Raw genomic sequence first — 17,454 nt, forward strand, 5'->3', positions numbered from 1 at the left:
TTATGTTTTTCCCTCCGCGGCCGGAACGTCACTCGGTTCCGATCTCCACCCGGAGCGTGTCGTAGGCCATGTGCACATGCGGCGGAAGCGTCGCTTCGGTGGCGGCCTGCCGTCCGATGTCGTGCGACATGTGCGTCAGGTACGCCTCGCGCGGAGCGACACGGCGGATCAGCTCCAGCGCCTCCTCCACGTTGAAATGCGAGTAGTGCGGCTCGAAGCGCAGCGCATTGACCACCAGCACCTCCACGCCGAGCAGCTTCTCCTCCTCGGCCCGCCCGATCGTCTTGAAATCGGTCAGGTAGGCCAGCGGACCGATACGGTAGCCCGTCACGGCGAAGCGGTCGGAGTGATGCCCCGAGACGGGCGTGACACCGACGCCCCGGACCTCGAACGGCCGCGAAACGTCGATCTCGTGCAGCTCGATCTCCGGCACGCCGCGGTACTTGTCCTGCGCAAAGGCGTAATCGAAATCCTTGCGCACGCAGGCCGCGGTGCGCGGTGCGGCGTAAAGATCGACCTTGCGGACCGTCGGGGGATAATCGACGAAATTGAAGGCGCGCACGTCGTCCAGTCCGCCGATATGGTCCTTGTGCTCGTGCGTGAGCAGGATGGCATCGAGACGCCGCACCCCCGTGCGGAGCATCTGGTAGCGGAAATCCGGCCCGGCGTCGATCACCAGCCGGACCCCGCGCGTCTCGACCATCGCCGAGGTGCGCAGCCGCCGGTCGCGGCGGTCGGGCGACGTGCAGACGCCGCAGCGGCAGCCGATGACGGGCACGCCCTGCGACGTGCCGGTTCCCAGAAAGGTGAGTTTCATCCGATCGCGGTTTTCATCGTCGCAAATATACGAAATAAAACGCAAGCGCGGCGCACCGTCCGGAGGCTTTCCGGGAAAATCCGCCGCACCGCATCCCGCGCCGCCGCACGACACACCCGTCGCCGCACGGCCCCGCATTCCGCCCGCGCGTCTCACTCCCCGCCCGCGAGGCAGGCGACGATCGCCCGGTTGGCCCGGTCGATCACCGAACTCTCCAGACAGTCGAGGTAGATGCGCGTCGTGTGTTCGGAGGTGTGGCCCAGTCCCGCGCTGATGACGGGCAGCGGGACCTCGTGATTCCGCGCGGCGGTGGCCCAGCTGTGGCGCGAGGTGTAGGAGGAGAGTCCCGTCTCCAGTCCCACCAGCGCGGCGAGCCGCTTGAGCTGGCGGTTGTAGTAGTTCAGGGCCACCTGATACTGGCGGTAGGCGCTGCCGAACTCCCCGGACTTCAGCACCGGAAAGACGTAAGGCGAGCCGGGCGCACGGCCGGCATAGCGCGCCACGATGGCCTGCATACACGGCTCGAGACGCACGCTCAGCGGCTGGCCGGTCTTGTGACGGACGTAGTGCACCACCCCGTCGCGGATGTCCTGCCGCCGCAGAAACGCCATGTCCACGAACGCCATGCCCCGGGCGCAGTAGCTGAAGACGAAAAGATCGCGGGCCAGCGCGAGCGGCGCCGACCCGCGCAGATCGAGCCGGCTCAAACGTCCGATGATCCGCTCGTCCACGGCCCGCTTGCGCGTGCGGTCTATCCCCGTATAGACGTTTCCGAAAGGATGGGTCTGCGCGACGAGCCGTTCGCCGACCGCCCGGTTATAGACCGAACGCAGCACGCGCATATAAAACGAGACGGTGTTGCGCACCACGCCCCGCCGCCGGAGCCACTCTCCGTACTCCTCCACGAAACGGCTGTCGAACCGGTGCATCGGAAAGGGTTTCCCGGCCAGAAAGGCGTTCAGGCTGTTCCACGTCCGCAGGTAGTTGCGCGCCGTGCCGAGCCGGCCGCTCTCGGTGAGCCGCTCGATCTGCCGCCGCAGGTAGTCCGGAAAGGAGATGCGCCTTCCGGACGGGCCGCCGACCTCCGGCCGGCGGCTTTCGATTCGCTTTGTTTTCATACGCTTTCGATTATTGCATCGAAAGGTCGCAATTATATCCCGTTCGGACCGCATCCGTCCCGGCGGGACGGAAAGGAGGACGGAACGGCCGGAGAAAAGCGAAAGAAGGAAGGTAAGGACTATTCGTAGCGTGCGCGGTAGGCGTCCACGAGCCGCAGTCCCTCGGCCGTCGAGATACCGCGGAAAAAGGTGCTGACGATCTGCACGAAGGCCTTCCGTTCGGAGATGCCCTCGGGCAGCAGCAGATCGCGGCGCGAGACGAGCGCGGAAGCCGTGTAGTAGAGCACCGAGATCGCCAAGTCGATGTCTATGCTGCCGATGAAAAGCCCGTCGGCGATCCCCTGACGGAGCATCGCACGCAGCTCCTCACGGTTCCGGACGGAGCCTTCGCGCATGAGCTTGTCGTGTACGGCGGGATAAAGCCTCTTCAGACTGTCCATCAGCCGGCCGGTCTCCTCCGACCGGTCCATGACGTCGCCCAGCACCATGAACAACTGTTCGAGCACATTGCCCGCCCCGGCGCTCAGCTCGGCCCAGCGCCGGCGCGAATCGTCGAAATAACGGACCATCGCCTGATAGAGCAGCCCCTCCTTGTCGCCGAAGAGTTCGTACAGCGAACGTTTCGAAACACCCAACTGCTGCGCAACGTCGTCCATGCGCACCGCCCGGATACCATGCGAGACGAACATGCGCATGGTCCGTTCCACGATGCAATCTTTGGGAGTCATGACCGATGAGTCGCTTTGGTTCAAACAAATATACGCAAAATATGCGCAAAAACCGTGAAACGGAGCAAGTTTTTGCGTCCGGACCGCCACCTTATCCGCAAAAACGGGAAAAGAGAGCCGAAAAAGGGCCGAAAGCCCCCGCAGGAGATTCCGGGAAAGAAAATCCGGGAAGACGGCATCCGAAAGAAGAACGCGGAAAAGCGATTTCGGGAAAGAGCCTGTAGGAGGTATTTCCACAAAATGCCCGGTTCGGCGTTGGGAGGTTCGCCGGAATTCCGTATCTTTGCGCCGAACGACGAACCTGTTCATGCGCGGATACGGACGAAATATAGGTGCGGCGCTGCTTCTGACCCTCTTCGCGGGGTACTGGAGCTGCATCACGCTGTTCCCCCACGCGCACGACGTGAACGGTCACGTCATCGTCCACTCGCACCCCTTCTCGGGCGCATCGAACGGCGCGGCGCAGACGCATACGCCGCAACAGTTCCAGCTCATCGCGCACCTGTCGCTGCTGGTGATGACGGCGGCATGGAGCCTGACGTTCGCCCTGCGCCTGTCGGGCGTCCGCTTCGTCTATCCGGAACGGGAACCGGTCAGCCGGCCGCGGCTCCCGCTCCGCATGTTCGGGCTGCGCGCACCTCCCGCGCACTGACATACGTTCCTCCGGCCGATGCCGCCGGAGAAGGTTCCCCGGGCCATGCCCGCCGGGCGCCGTATCCTGTCAGTATCATCCGAAAAACAGAATCCAATGCGAAAATACATATTGGGGGGCATTCGGTATGCTCCTCGCCGCCGTGGCGCATCCTGCCACGGAACAGACCGCCGTCGCCGGGAAGCGAAACGGCGCACACGTCTCGGGCACCGTCACGGACGCCCGGACCGGCACGGGCCTCGCCTACGCGACGCTGGCCGTCAAAGGAACCACCGTCGGCATCGCCGCCGACGCCTCGGGACGCTTCACCCTGAACAACCTGCCCACGGGACGACTCACGCTCATCGCGGCCGCGGTAGGCTACAAATCCGCGGAACAGGAGCTTCGCCTCGAAGCCGGAGAAACGGTCCGGGCCGACTTCGCCCTGGAGGAGGAGGCGCTTGCCGTCGAGGAGATCGTCGTCTCGGCCAGCCGCACGGAGACCAACAAAAAATACTCGCCGACGATCGTTTCGGTGGCCTCCGGAAAACTTTTCGAAGCCACCGCCTCGTGCAACCTGGCCGAAACGATGAACTTCCAGTCGGGACTGCGCGTCGAAAACAACTGCGGCAACTGCGGCACGACACAGCTGCGCATCAACGGCCTCGAAGGCCAATACTCGCAGGTGCTGCTCGACAGCCGCCCGATCTTCAGCTCCCTGGCCGCCATGTACGGTTTGGAACAGCTTCCCGTCTCGATGATCGAACGCGTGGAAGTGATCCGCGGAGGAGGTTCCGCGCTCTTCGGGGCCAACGCCATCGGCGGCGTGGTGAACATCATCACCAAGGAGCCGCAGCGCAACTCCCTCGCACTGTCGAACACGACGAACCTGCTCGAGGACGGCGCGGCCGACTTCAACACGGCGCTCAACGGGTCGTTCGTCTCGGACGACTACCGCGCGGGGGTTTACCTCTTCGGCATGGTCCGCGACAGGGACTCTTACGACCGCAACGGCGACGGATTCTCGGACATCCCGGCACTCAACACCGAAACGGCGGGATTCCGCGCCTACTACAAACTATCGCCCTACATGCGTCTGACGGCCGAATACCACCATATCCACGAGTTCCGCCGCGGAGGAAACGCACTGAACCGTCCGCCCCACATGGCCGACATAGCCGAGCAACTCGACCACAAAATCGACGGCGGAGGCGTGAAGTTCGACTATTTCAGTCCGAACGGCCGTCACCGGGCGGGTGTCTATGCCTCGGCCCAGGGCATAGACCGCGACAGCTACTTCGGCACCGGACGGAATCCCGACACCTACGGGGCCACGAGCGACGGAACACTCGTGGCGGGAGCGCAATACACCTACACGTTCGAAAAACTGCTGTTCCTTCCCTCGGAACTCACCGCAGGCGTCGAATACAACCGGAACTCCCTGCACGACGAATACCTCGGGCTGAACCGCGACCTGCGGCAGACGAGCCGCAGCACCGGGGTCTTTTTCCAGAACGAGTGGCGGAGCGAAAAACTCAATCTGCTCATCGGAGGCCGTGTGGACAAGCACAACATGATGCAGAAGGCCGTCTTCTCGCCACGCATCAACCTGCGTTACAGCCCCACGGAGCGGCTCGGGCTCCGGCTCAGCTACGCGAGCGGCTACCGCGCGCCGCAGGCTTACAACGAGGACCTGCACATCGACGCGCTGGACAGCAAGGTGTCGGTCATCCGTCTCGCCCCCGACCTCAGACCCGAATATTCGCACAGCGTGAGCGCTTCGGCCGACCTGTACCGTACGTTCGGGCGCATCCGGACCAACCTGCTCGTCGAAGGATTCTACACCATGCTCGACGACGTATTCACGCTCGAGAAAATCGGCGAAGACGACCAGGGCAACATCATAAAGGAGCGCCGCAACGCCTCGGGAGCCACCGTGGCAGGCATCGGCGCGGAGTTCAAGGCCGGCATCCCGGGCCTATTCGAAATACAGATGGGATACACCTTCCAGCGCAGCCGCTACGACGAACCCGAGAGGTGGTCGGACGACGTGACGCCCCAGCGGCGCATGTTCCGCTCGCCCGACCACTACGGTTTCCTGACGGCCGACTGCGCCATCACGCGTTCGCTTTCGGCTTCGCTCTTCGGGAACTTCACCGGACGGATGCTCGTACAGCACAACGCAGGCGTCGTCGAACACGACGAGGAGCGGCTCACCCCTGCCTTCTGGGACATGGGAATGAGGCTCTCGTACACCTTCCGTCTGACGAAGCAACTGCGGCTGGAGCTGAACGCAGGCGTGAAGAACCTCTTCGACAGCTACCAGAGAGACCTCGACTTCGGACCGAGCAAGGACTCCGCATATATCTACGGACCCTCGCTGCCGCGGACCTATTTCGTGGGTGCGAAGTTCGCCCTGTGACACGCGCGGAGAGGAGGCCCAGGCACGACAGCTCCCCGCAACGGCGCGCACCGCAGCCCCCTCCCCTAAGACGATTCACCCCTGCCGCGACCGCTGCGGCAGGGGTGAATTCCGTTCGGGGCGTTCGGAGACGCTCCCGTATCCGTCGGGGACGGACCGTCAGGCGGCCGTCGCGTTTTCGAGTTTCTTCATGATCGAGAAGATGAACAGCGCCGAGAGCAGGCAGAGCACGATCAGCACGCTCCACACCATCCAGAGCGCCATGCCGCTGCCCCAGAGGTAGCCGATGAGCGACGTGGCGTAGTTGCCGACGGCCGTGGCGGCGAACCAGCAGCCCATCATCATGCCCTTGTACTTGGGAGGCGCCACCTTCGAGACGAACGAAATGCCCATCGGCGAGAGGAGCAGCTCGGCGAACGTCAGCACGAGGTAGGTCGAGATCAGCCAGTTCTGCGACACGAAGGTATCGCTGGCACCGACGGCCTTGACCTCGGCGGGCGACATGAGGCCCATCGACCCGACGGTGAGGATCAGGAAGCCCGCGGCGGCGATGATCATGCCCATTCCGATCTTGCGCGGAGCCGACGGCTCCTTGCCCTTGCGGGCCAGCGAGGAGAAGAGCGCCACCGACAGCGGCGTGAGGGCCACGACATAGAAGGGATTGAACTGCTGGAACACCTGCGGAAGGATGTGCACCGGATCGGGCGTGACGGTCCAGCGGTAGTAGAGCGCCCCGAGAGCCGCGACGACGGCCGCAGCGCCGATGAGCTTGCCGCGGCCCTTCTCGGCCTGGAAGAAGCCCACCAGTCCGTAGATGCCCACGAGCACCAGCACGAGGTTCAGAATGTCGAACGACATGCGCGTGAGGCCCGTCGCCTCGGAGGTCGTATAGTCGCGGGCGAAGAAGGTCATCGTCGAGCCGTTCTGGTGGAAGGCCATCCAGAAGAAGATCACCACGGCGAAGACGAGCATGAGGGCCGTGATGCGCGACTTGGTCTGCGCGGGCGTCAGCTCGACCTGCGCGGCGGCGCCCGAAGCGGCCTGCTGCTTGGCCGTCACGTCGGCGTGCCGGAAGGTCTTGCGGAAGGCGACGTAGATCACATAGGAGACGATCAGCGAGACGCACGCCACGGCGAAGCCCATGTTATAGGCCGACGAGAGTTTCTCGATGTAGTGCGACGCGAAGCTCCCCAGATCGGAGACGTCGCCGCCGACCGATACGGCCAGCCGCTGCAACTCGGCCAGCGGCTCGGCGGGCATCGAAGCCCCTTCGGCAAGGTACTGGTGCGCGAGGGCCGGAATCTGGCCGTTGTACGTCAGTCCGTCCTGCGCGAGGAAGTGGTTCGTGATCCACGTGGCCATCGACGGGGCGAACATGGCACCGATGTTGATGGCCATATAGAATATGGAGAAGGCGCTGTCGCGCTTGGCCGAATAGGCCGGATCGTCGTACAGATTGCCCACCATCACCTGCAGGTTGCCCTTGAAAAGGCCCGTGCCGCAGGCGATCAGCGTCAGTGCCAGGAACATGAGCGCCTGCGCCGCGAAGCCCGTACCGGTGGGTATCGAAAGCAGCGCGTAGCCGCCGAACATGACGATGATGCCGAGCGTCACCATCCGGCCGAAGCCGAACCGGTCGGCCAGGATGCCGCCGAAGAAGGGCATGAAATAGACGGCGGCCAGGAAGATGCCGTAAATCTGGGTGGTCACGGCCTCCGTGTAGCCGAATTTCGCCTGCAGGAACAGGGTGAAGATCGCAAGCATGGTATAGTAGCCGAAACGCTCGCCCGTGTTGGCCAGCGAAAGGGCGTACAAACCTTTGGGTTGTCCTTTGAACATAATCGCTTCAGGGGTTTAATAAAGTTCGGAGACAAAGATAGAAAAATTTTTCATATATTTGTATGAAACCGCAAGTTCTATGGGAAAAAACTCCGACCTGCTGCCGATCGTCCTCCGCGACGAATGGCTCCGTCCCGCGGCCGCGGCGATCGCCCGCCGCCACGGACGTTACCTCGACAAACTCGCGGCCGTCGAACGCGCCGCGGGGTCGATCGTCGATTACGCCAACGGCTACCGCTATTTCGGCTGGCAATGGGATGCCGGACTGGAGGGGTGGTGGCTCCGCGAATGGCTGCCCGGTGCGGCGGACGTCTATGTGTTCGGGGACTTCAACGGCTGGCAGCGCACCGAAATCAGGATGCACCGCGACCCGGCGGGGGTCTGGAGCGTCTTCTTCCCCGCGGCGATGTACCGCGACCGGCTGCTCCACGGCTCGCTCTACAAGCTCCACGTCCACGGCGACAACGGCTGGCGGGACCGCATCCCGGCCTACGCCCGGCGCGTGGTGCAGGACGAGCAGACGAAGGATTTCGCGGCGCAGTTCTGGGAACCGGACGCCCCCTTCGACTGGTGCGGCGATGCGTTCGAGGCCCCGGCGGCAGGCAGCCTGCTGATCTACGAGGCCCACGTGGGCATGGCGCAGGAGCGCGAGGGAGTGGGGACCTACCGCGAATTCACCGAAAGAATCCTCCCGGTCATCAAACGCGGCGGCTACAACGCCGTGCAGCTCATGGCCATCGCCGAGCACCCCTACTACGGGTCGTTCGGCTACCACGTTTCGAGTTTCTTCGCCCCCTCGTCGCGCTTCGGCACGCCCGAGGAGCTGAAAGAGCTGGTGCGCCGGGCGCACGAGCTGGGACTGGCCGTCATCATGGACCTCGTGCACGCCCACTACGTGAAGAACCTCAACGAGGGGATCAACGAGCTGGACGGCACGGACCACCTCTACTCGCCCCCGGGCGAGGCGGGCGACCAGCCCTACTGGGATTCGAAACTCTTCGACTACGGCAAGGGCGAAGTGCAGCACTTCCTGCTCTCGAACGTCAAATACTGGCTCGACGAGTTCCACTTCGACGGCTTCCGCTTCGACGGGGTGACGTCGATGCTCTACCGCCACCACGGCTATATCGACTTCGACTGCCGCGACCGCTACTTCGACGAGGGGGTGAACGAAGACGCCGTGGACTACCTGACGCTGGCCAACCGCCTCGTCCACGACTTCCGCCCCGCGGCCGTGACGATCGCCGAGGACGTGAGCGGCATGCCGGGCATGTGCATCCCCATCGACGACGGCGGCATCGGGTTCGACTACCGGCTGGGCATGGCCATTCCCGACTACTGGATCAAACAGCTCAAGGAGGTTCCCGACGAGGAGTGGAACATATGGGAGATGTGGTCGGTGATGACCAACCGCCTGCCGGGAGTGAAGACCGTGGCCTACGCCGAGTCGCACGACCAGGCGCTGGTGGGCGACAAGACGCTGGCGTTCCGCCTGATGGACAAGGAGATGTACGACCGCATGGACCGCGCGTCGGAGAGTCTCGTGATCGACCGCGGCATGGCCCTGCACAAGATGATCCGCCTGATGACGATCGCCGCGGGAGGCGACGCCTACCTCAACTTCATGGGCAACGAGTTCGGCCACCCCGAATGGATCGACTTCCCGCGCGAAGGCAACGGCTGGAGCTACGCCCACGCCCGACGGCAGTGGTCGCTCTCCCGCAACGGATTCCTGCGCTACTCGTGGCTCGGGGATTTCGACCGGGCGATGATCCGGCTCGTCAAAAAATACCGGGTGCTGGCCGACGGCTACCCCTACAACCTGCTCATGGACGAGCGGAACAAGACGATGGTCTTCTCGCACGGCCGGCTGCTGTTCGTCTTCAACTGGCACCCCACGGCGTCGATACCCGACTACGAACTGCCCGTCGGGGCCCCGGGCAAATACGTTCCGGTGCTCTCGACCGACGAACGGCGGTTCGGCGGTCAGGAGCGGCAGTCGATGCAGGTCGAGCACTTCTCCTTCCCGGTGCGGGGCGACGACGGACAGGACCACCCCCGCATCCGCATCTACAACACCTCGCGCACGGCGACGGTCTACCTGCGGCGGCGGTAGCCCGGGGCGGATTCACGGTTCGGAGCGGTTCGCGGGCCGGCGTGCACTCCGGATTCCGACAGTCCCGACCGCGCACGACCGCAAGGCGCAGGAACGGATCGGAAAAAAATCCGGGCAGAACGCATTCCGGTCCGGCGATCCGGCGTTATCTTTGCCGGACAACCGGAAAGACGATGGACAGAGAGAAAAATACGGACGGAACAAGCGCCGCTCCGGAGACAACGGACGGAAAAATGCCCGGAAGGATATTTTCCGGAGATGCCGCCAGGACCGGAGGGAATGCGGCCGGGGAGGAGTTCGAAGAGCTTTTCGCCCGGCTGGCCCGCTCGGAGTTCCGCAGCCGGTTCCGTCTCGGACCTGCGGAGGTGGCCTATGCCGAACGCAAAGGCGCGGAGACGCTGCGCCGCCATGCGGAGGACTTCGTGCGCACACGCCTCGCCCCGGCCGTCATCCCCAACGACGGCCGGCAGACGCCCATGCGGGGACACCCCGTGTTCATCGCCCAGCACGCCACGGCCTGCTGCTGCCGCAAATGTCTCGAGAAATGGCATCGCATCCCGGCGGGCCGGGAACTGAGCGCCACGGAGCAGCGGTACGTCGTCGCGGTGCTGATGGCCTGGATCGGACGGCAGCCGCTCCGGCAGGCCGGAACGAACCGCCCCGTCCGATAGCGAAATGCCGCACGATATGCCTCAACGGAAGATCATACACGTGGACATGGACGCCTTCTACGCCTCCGTCGAGCAGCGCGACAACCCCGCCCTGCGGGGACGTCCGATCGCCGTGGGACACGACGGTCCGCGGGGCGTGGTCTCCACGGCCAGCTACGAGGCGCGCCCCTTCGGCGTGCATTCGGCCCTCCCCTCCGTCACGGCGCGGCGGCTCTGTCCGCAACTGATCTTCGTGCCGCCCCGCTTCGAAATCTACAAGGCCGTCTCGCAGCAGATCCGGGCCGTATTCCGCGAATACACCGAGCTGGTGGAGCCGCTGTCGCTCGACGAAGCGTTTCTGGACGTCTCGCACCTGCGCTCGGCGACGCTCGCCGCGCGCGAGATCAAGGCCCGCATCCGCCGCGAAACGGGTCTCACGGCCTCGGCGGGCGTCTCCGTGAACAAGATGCTGGCGAAAATCGCCTCGGACTACCGCAAACCCGACGGGCTGTTCACCATCGCCCCGGAGCAGGTCTCCGGATTCGTCGCCGGACTGCCCGTAGAACGCTTCTTCGGCATCGGCGAAGTCACGGCCCGGAAGATGCACGCCCTCGGCATCCGCACGGGAGCCGATCTCGGGCTGTGGGACGAAGCGGCCCTCGTGCACCACTTCGGCAAGGCCGGGCACGCCTACTACGGCTACGCCCGGGGCATCGACGACCGCGCGGTGACACCCAACCGCATCCGCAAGTCGCTCGGTGCGGAGACGACCCTCCCGGAAGACACCGACGACCGGAAGCGGTTGATGCTGGAGCTGGAGGGCATCCGCGAAGAGGTCTGGAACCGGCTCCAGCGGCACGAGTTCCGGGGCAAGACCGTCGTGCTGAAACTCAAATACGCCGACTTCCGGCAGATCACCCGCTCGAAGACGCTCCCGGCGGCCGTCGAGTCCGCCGACACGCTGCGCCGCGTCGCGGAGGAGCTGCTCGCAGCCGTGGATCTCCGCGGACGCAGAGTCCGCCTCATCGGCCTCACGGTGGGCAATTCGCCGGAGGCATGCGCCGACTGCGTACAGTTGCGGTTCGGCTTCGGAGAGTGACAGAAAGAGAAAGGTCTTCCGGCCGGGAAGCAACCGGGAACCCCCGGGAAACGGCCGGAATCCGAAACCGTCCCTGCCGGACATCCCGTCAGAAAACGGCATCGGGCCCTGCCGCGATAGTGCGGCAGGGCCCGATGCGCGAAATCCCTTCGCCCTGAGCAGCGGTCCGCCAGATCAGCGGTCCGCAGGCACGGCAGCGGAACCGGACGCACCGGAAGGAACGGGTACGGATGCGGACGCCGGGACGGAACCGGACGAGCCGCCGGGCGCCGAAGCCGGCGCGGATACGGCGGACGATACGGAACGGGGCGCTGCGTCCGGTGCGGAATGCGGCACAGGCTCCGGCGCGGGATACTCCGAACGGCAGTCGCCGCAGACGCTCTGCGCCACGCGCACCAGGTCGATGAACTCGCGGCGGTAGCCCTCCGGATCGTTCCCCAGTCCGAGCTGCGCCAGACGGATCACCTCGTCCCACGTCGCCCCGCCCCGGAAATCGGAGAGGCGGAGCAGTTGTCCGTACATGGCCACGGCCGCCGCGAAGGCGAAGTCGCCCGTCAGACGCTCCCGCCCGTCATCGACCAGTTCGGCCTGCATCAGATGGCTGCGGCGCTCGCCGGGGAGCTTGTAGCGGACCTTCACGGCCAGCGTCTCGGACGAGGGAATCGTCACCACGGGCACGCCCCGCCGTCCCTGATAGCGCAGGGCGTCCACCGTGCCGGCCGGATGCTCCTCGACGCCGACGGGAATCAGCTCGTAGAGCGCCGTGACGCAATGCCCGGCACCGATCTCGCCCGCATCCCTGCGGTCGTCGTTGAAATCCTCGCTCTCCAGCAGGCGGCTCTCGTACCCCACCAGCCGGTAGGAGGCGACCAGCGCCGGATTGAACTCCACCTGCATCTTGACGTCGTGCGCCACGGCCCACGCCGTCGCGCCGAACTCGCGGAAAAGCACCTTCGCCGCCTCGCGCATGTCATCGACATAGGCGTAGTTGCCGTCGCCCCGCTCGGCCATGAGCTGCATCTTCCGGTCCTTGTAGTTGCCCATGCCGTAGCCGAGCACCGAAAGCCGCACGCCCGACTGTTTGCGCTGCCGTTCGATGAGCGCCCCCATCTCGTCGTCGGACGAAGGCCCCACGTTGAAGTCGCCGTCCGAACAGAGGACGATGCGGTTGTTGCCGCCGGGGATGAAGCACCGCCCGGCCACCTCGTAGGCGCACTCCAGCCCGGCGCCGCCCGCCGTCGAGCCGGAGGCCGTCAGACCGTCGATCACATCCTTGATGCGCCGCCGCTCGCTGCCCGGCACGTTCTCCGACACCACCCGCACCCCGTCGGCATAGGTCACCACCGAAACGCGGTCCCCGGGCCGCAGGTTGTCCGTGAGCATCTTCATCGAAGCCTGCACCAGCGGCAGCCGGCCGGTCATCGAGCCGGAAACGTCTATGAGGTAGATGAAATTCGAAGGCGGAATCTCCGCGGCCGGAATCTCGCGGGCACGCAGCCCGATGCGGACCAGCCGGTGCGACGGCTCCCACGGACACGGACCCGCATCGACGACGAGCGACAGCGGATCCTCCCCCTCGGGAGCGGGATAGTCGTAGGAAAAGTAGTTCAGCAGCTCCTCGATGCGCACGGCGTCCGGCTCGGGATGGCGTCCCGAGGCGAGTTTGCGGCGGCAGACGGCATAGGAGGCGCCGTCGGCTTCGAGCGAGAAGGTCGAAAGCGGTTCCTGCAGGGCGGAGCGGAAACGGTTCTCCTCGTAGTGCGCGTACTCCTCCCTGCCGGGCTGCACGAACGGCAGGGCCGCCGACCCCGCGCGACGACGGGAGGGTCCCGCGACCGGTCCGGCGGCATCCTGCATGCCGGACACCTCCACGACGCACTCTTCAAACACCGCCTCGGCGGCCGCTTCCAGCACGACGTCGATCCGCGTGCGGCGGCCTACCGGCTCCTCGGCCGTTCGGAACCCGACGAAGGTGAAGCGGAGCGTGTCGCCCGGCGCGGCCCCGATCTCATAGCGGCCGTCCGGACCGGTCACCGTGCCCCGGGAAGTATGCTTGACGACGACCGAACAGCCCGCGAGCGGGGCGTTGTCGCCGGCGGACACGACCCGGCCGGCCACGGTGTGCGACTGCGCCGCCGCTCCCAGCGGCAGCAGGCAGGCGAGCAGGAAAGGCAGACTTTTCATAGGACAAGCAATTTAGGCCCTTCCAAGTTAGCGAAAAACGGGCGGAAAAACAAATTTTTTCCGCCCGCCGGTCACTTCGCCGTCCGAATCCGCGCGACGGCCTCCGCCGCCCGTGCATAGAGATCCGGCAGGTCCACCCCCGGGATGCGGCGGTTCTCGACCACGATCCGGCCGCCGACCATCACCGTCTCGACGTCCGACGCCTTGCCGCAATAGACCAGATTGGCCACCGCGTCGTTCACGGGCTGCAAGTGCGGCTTTTCCAGATCGACCACGATCAGATCGGCCAGCGCCCCTTCGCGCAGCACGCCCAGCTCCCCCTCGGAGCAGCCCATCGCCCGGGCCCCGTTCGCCGTAGCCAGCCGCAGCGCCTCACGGGCCGGAAGCGCGCAGGGATCGCCTGTCGCGGATTTCTGGAGGAAGGCCGCCGTGCGCAGCTCCTCCCACATGTCCAGGTCGTTGTTCGAACAGGGACCGTCCGTGGCCACCGTCACCGTTACCCCTTCGCGCAGCATCCGCGCCACGGGGGCCACGCCGCTCGAAATCTTCATGTTGCTCTGCGGGTTGTGCGACACCGTGACGCCGCGCGCGGCAAGGACCGCGATGTCCTCGTCCGTCACGTGGACGCAGTGCGCTCCGATCGTACGGGGAGTCAGCACCCCCAGCCGATCGAGGTGGCCGACCGGCGTGGCGCCGTAACGTTCGCGCACGATGCGCACCTCGTCCCGTGTCTCGGCGACGTGCGTCATCAGCAGCAGCCCGTGGCGTTCGGCCAGCTCGCGGCCCCGCACGAGGTTTTCGGGCGAAACCGTATAGGGGGAGTGCGGCGCGACGGCGATGCGCACGCGGTCGCTGCCGGCGGCCAGCCGCACGGCCTCCCCGATCTGGGGCAGCACCTCGTCGATGTTGCTGTCGAAGTAGTTGCACCCCAGCACAGCACGGATGCCCAGCCGCTCGACCACGCCGACGCAGCGGTGCTGGAAATAGTACATATCGACGAACGACGTGACGCCGCCCAGCAGCATCTCGACGATGCCCAGCTCCATGCCGAGCGCCACGTCGTCGGGCGTCTGGCACGCCTCGAAGGGCCAGATGAATTCGTGAAGCCACCGCATCAGCGGAAGGTCATCGGCCCGGCTGCGCTGCAACGTCATGGCCGCGTGGCAATGGGTGTTCACCAGCCCCGGCATGACCAGCCGCCCCCGGCAGTCGATCTCCCGCAGGCCGGGATGCGCCGCGCGGAACTCCGCCGCGGCCGATTCGTCGGGCGACACCAGCGCGATGCGGTCGCCCGCGACGCCCACCGATCCGGTGAAGGTGTGCGGCCCCTCCGCGGAGGAAGTCATCGGCAGCACCGTCGCATTCGAAAAAAGCGTAGCCATATCAATGTTCCGTTTTCGTTCTGTTCCGTCTCTCTTTCGCCTTCCCGGAGCGCTCCCCGTCGATCGAGTTGCCCTGCACGGTGATGATGTCGCGGCCGTCCGCGGAGTTCGAGTAGATCTGGATCACCTTGTTGAAGACACCCGGCTCGCTCTTGTGCGGCTCATAGACGACGCGGATCACGCCCGAATCGCCCGGCGCCACGGGCCGCTTCGGATACGAAGTCTTCAGGCACGAACAGCTGGTCATGGCGCGCAGGATGACCAGCGGCGCCGTGCCGTCGTTCGTGAAACGGAATTCGTGGACCAGGTCGCCGCCCTTGCGCGGCACGTCCCCGAAATCGTGGGTCGGATGCTCCAGCGCGAGGTGCGCGCCTTCGGGTTTGCGGGCCTCCGCCGCCGCGAAGAGCAGGCAGGCGGAGAGTATCAACAATACTCTTTTCATAACGCGATTATCTGTTCATCGCCCGACAGCCGCCGCATCCGGCGCCGTCGGGCGTCCGTCCCGGAACCGTGTCCGGAAACGGGGATTCACTCCATGCGGAAAATATAGGTGATCGTACCGCCCTGCACCGCCGCACGGCTCTCCGTGAAGCGGGCCTTGCGCGCCGCGGCGACGGCGGCCGCGACCAGCGCGGCGTCGCTTTCGGTCGAACCCTTCGGCTCGAAGGCCGCGCCCGTGACCTTGCCCGAGGCGTCCACCGTCACGCGGATCACGATCTTGCCGCTCTTGTTGCCCGGATAGGCCGGTTTGGGCAGACTGCCCACCAGTCCGCGCCCCTGAAGCCCCTTGTCGAGCTGGTCCAGCCCGTCGGGATTCAGTCCGGGACCGCTGCCCGAAGCCTTGTCCTCGCCCTCCGGAGCGCGGGGGTTGCCGGCATTGTCCGGCTCGTCCGCACCGCCCTTGTTCATCCTGAAAAGCGCCTTGGGGTTGGGCGTCTGCGTCACCTCGTCCTTGCCGGCGACCTGCGCCGTGCGCTCCTCCGGCGCGGCGACGTCGTGCACGCGCGGCTCGTCGGCCGTCTTCACGGGCGGCCGCGGAGGCTCGGGGGCGGGAGGTTCGGTGAAGTCCACCAGAATCGTGTCGCCCGGCTTGTCCGGCGCCGGCGCGAAGTCGAACGACACGACGGCGAACGACACCGCGAAAAGCAGCGCGTAAGCCCCCGCGGCGATCATCGCCCACCGTCGAGGATTCTTATTGTCGGGATCGTAATAATACATAACCGTAATTTCACCAATATTTCGGAAACGTCTTTCGCCGCCTCGCGGCACATAAGCTCCCGCCGGGGAAGGGATTCGGGGCGGGGCCGGATTCGCAAACGCAGCCGCAGGCCGCGGATGCAACCGACCGGTCCGCAAACCCGCCCGGCTATCTCGGAGTCGTCGCCAGGATCAGCTTGTAGTTGTTGTCCTTGGCCACGTTCATCACCTTCACCACCTCGTCCACCGCGACGGTCTTGTCGCAATGGAGCGACACGGTGGGCTCCTTCTGCCCGTCGAGGCGCGTCCTGAGCGTCCGCTCCACGCCGTCGATCGAGCCGACCTCCTGCATCTCCACGTAGTAGCGGTACTTGCCGCGGCCCGAATCCTGAATCGAGACGGTGGTGATCGCCTTGTCCTTGAGCTGGTTGGAACTTTTCGGCAGCATCAGTTTCAGGGCGTTGGGGTTGATCAGCGTCGTGGCGATCAGCAGGAACAGCAGCAACAGGAACATCAGGTCGGTCATGGACGAAGCCGAAAACGACTTATCGACTTTCGAACCGTGTTTGATTGCCATAATACCTTATTTTTGAACGGGTTGATTCAGAATATCCATGAAGGCGATCGAGTTGGCCTCCATCTGGAACACCAGCTTCTCGATACGCGCCACGAGGTAGTTGTAGCCGAAGTAGGCCGGGATGCCGACGATCAGACCGCCCACCGTGGTGACCATCGCCACGTACATGCCGCTGGCCAGCAGCCCGAGGTCCACCGTGCCGCCCGCCGCCGACATGTCCATGAAGGTCTGCACCATGCCGAGCACCGTGCCCAGGAAACCGATCATCGGCGCGCCGCCGGCGATCGTGGCCAGGAACGGCAGGCCGTTCTCGAGCTTCGATACCTCGAGGTTGGCGACGTTCTCGATGGCGGCCTGCACGTCGCCCATCGGCCGCCCGATGCGCTCGATGCCCTTTTCGATCATGCGGGCGATCGGCGTGTCGGTCTTCCGGCAGAGATTGACGGCCGTCGAGATCTTGCCGTCGGAAATGTAGTCGCGGATGCGGTTCATGAAGTTCATGTCCAGCACCGACGCCTTGCGGATGGCCATGAAACGCTCCACGAAGATAAAGATCGTCACGCCGCCCAGCGCCAGCAGCGGCCACATCAGCCAGCCGCCCTTCACGAACAACGTCCACAAGCCCATGCGGGTCTCCTCACTTACGGCCACCGCTTCGGCAGCCTGCAAAAATGTCATCATAACAGATCTGAAA

At 65.2% G+C, this 17,454-nt stretch carries 16 protein-coding genes; 6 read left to right on the top strand and 10 right to left on the bottom strand.

Translation table 11 applies throughout. The features are described from left to right. Positions 1 to 28 precede the first annotated feature (28 nt). The 3 genes from FME97_RS02200 to FME97_RS02210 form a co-directional block, all read right to left on the bottom strand. A complete protein-coding gene (locus FME97_RS02200) occupies positions 29 to 817 on the bottom strand; it encodes an MBL fold metallo-hydrolase (protein ID WP_141427664.1) in 789 nt (262 codons plus the stop codon). Positions 818 to 969: 152 nt separating this feature from the next. After that, entirely contained in the window at positions 970 to 1,935 is a 966-nt protein-coding gene (locus FME97_RS02205; RefSeq protein WP_232522914.1) for a tyrosine-type recombinase/integrase, read from the bottom strand. Positions 1,936 to 2,054: 119 nt separating this feature from the next. Further along, positions 2,055 to 2,663, bottom strand: a complete 609-nt coding sequence (locus tag FME97_RS02210) for a TetR/AcrR family transcriptional regulator (protein WP_141427666.1) — start codon at positions 2,661 to 2,663, stop codon at positions 2,055 to 2,057. A gap of 41 nt (positions 2,664 to 2,704) precedes the next feature. Between FME97_RS02210 and FME97_RS12530 the strand changes: the two genes are divergently transcribed. The 3 genes from FME97_RS12530 to FME97_RS02225 all read left to right on the top strand — a co-directional run bounded on the left by FME97_RS12530 (position 2,705) and on the right by FME97_RS02225 (position 5,716). After that, positions 2,705 to 2,887 (top strand): hypothetical protein, encoded by a 183-nt coding sequence (locus FME97_RS12530; protein ID WP_141427667.1) that lies wholly within the window; start codon positions 2,705 to 2,707, stop codon positions 2,885 to 2,887. 59 nt (positions 2,888 to 2,946) lie between these two features. Then, on the top strand, positions 2,947 to 3,315 hold the full coding sequence (locus FME97_RS02220; RefSeq protein ID WP_232522915.1) for a hypothetical protein: 369 nt from the start codon (positions 2,947 to 2,949) through the stop codon (positions 3,313 to 3,315). A 127-nt stretch (positions 3,316 to 3,442) separates the two neighbouring features. Continuing rightward, complete coding sequence (locus tag FME97_RS02225; RefSeq protein WP_141427668.1) at positions 3,443 to 5,716, top strand: TonB-dependent receptor; 2,274 nt, start codon at positions 3,443 to 3,445, stop codon at positions 5,714 to 5,716. Positions 5,717 to 5,875: 159 nt separating this feature from the next. Here FME97_RS02225 and FME97_RS02230 read toward each other — a convergent pair whose 3' ends face one another. Then, complete coding sequence (locus FME97_RS02230) at positions 5,876 to 7,555, bottom strand: peptide MFS transporter (RefSeq protein ID WP_141427669.1); 1,680 nt, start codon at positions 7,553 to 7,555, stop codon at positions 5,876 to 5,878. Positions 7,556 to 7,634: 79 nt separating this feature from the next. Here FME97_RS02230 and FME97_RS02235 point away from each other — a divergent pair, with 79 nt between their 5' ends. The 3 genes from FME97_RS02235 (at position 7,635) to dinB (ending at position 11,420) form a co-directional block, all read left to right on the top strand. Further along, entirely contained in the window at positions 7,635 to 9,671 is a 2,037-nt protein-coding gene (locus FME97_RS02235; RefSeq protein WP_141427670.1) for an alpha-amylase family glycosyl hydrolase, read from the top strand. A gap of 233 nt (positions 9,672 to 9,904) precedes the next feature. After that, entirely contained in the window at positions 9,905 to 10,342 is a 438-nt protein-coding gene (locus tag FME97_RS02240; RefSeq protein ID WP_141427671.1) for a DUF4186 domain-containing protein, read from the top strand. 16 nt (positions 10,343 to 10,358) lie between these two features. Then, complete coding sequence (dinB, locus tag FME97_RS02245) at positions 10,359 to 11,420, top strand: DNA polymerase IV (protein WP_141427672.1); 1,062 nt, start codon at positions 10,359 to 10,361, stop codon at positions 11,418 to 11,420. Positions 11,421 to 11,594: 174 nt separating this feature from the next. On the opposite strand, the gene FME97_RS02250 is transcribed toward dinB, so the two are convergent. The 6 genes from FME97_RS02250 to FME97_RS02275 form a co-directional block, all read right to left on the bottom strand. After that, positions 11,595 to 13,604 (bottom strand): YfbK domain-containing protein, encoded by a 2,010-nt coding sequence (locus tag FME97_RS02250; RefSeq protein WP_141427673.1) that lies wholly within the window; start codon positions 13,602 to 13,604, stop codon positions 11,595 to 11,597. Positions 13,605 to 13,675: 71 nt separating this feature from the next. Then, positions 13,676 to 14,986 (bottom strand): amidohydrolase, encoded by a 1,311-nt coding sequence (locus tag FME97_RS02255; protein WP_141427674.1) that lies wholly within the window; start codon positions 14,984 to 14,986, stop codon positions 13,676 to 13,678. A gap of 1 nt (position 14,987) precedes the next feature. After that, on the bottom strand, positions 14,988 to 15,428 hold the full coding sequence (locus FME97_RS02260) for a DUF1573 domain-containing protein (RefSeq protein ID WP_141427675.1): 441 nt from the start codon (positions 15,426 to 15,428) through the stop codon (positions 14,988 to 14,990). 86 nt (positions 15,429 to 15,514) lie between these two features. Next, complete coding sequence (locus tag FME97_RS02265) at positions 15,515 to 16,204, bottom strand: TonB family protein (protein ID WP_141427676.1); 690 nt, start codon at positions 16,202 to 16,204, stop codon at positions 15,515 to 15,517. Between the two features lie 148 nt (positions 16,205 to 16,352). Then, positions 16,353 to 16,760: an ExbD/TolR family protein gene (locus FME97_RS02270; RefSeq protein WP_141427677.1), complete on the bottom strand. Its 408-nt coding sequence runs from the start codon at positions 16,758 to 16,760 to the stop codon at positions 16,353 to 16,355. Between the two features lie 6 nt (positions 16,761 to 16,766). Continuing rightward, positions 16,767 to 17,441, bottom strand: a complete 675-nt coding sequence (locus tag FME97_RS02275) for a MotA/TolQ/ExbB proton channel family protein (protein WP_141427678.1) — start codon at positions 17,439 to 17,441, stop codon at positions 16,767 to 16,769. Between the last annotated feature and the right edge of the window lie 13 nt (positions 17,442 to 17,454).

Source organism: Alistipes dispar, from assembly GCF_006542685.1.
Classification (GTDB): Bacteria; Bacteroidota; Bacteroidia; order Bacteroidales; family Rikenellaceae; genus Alistipes; species Alistipes dispar.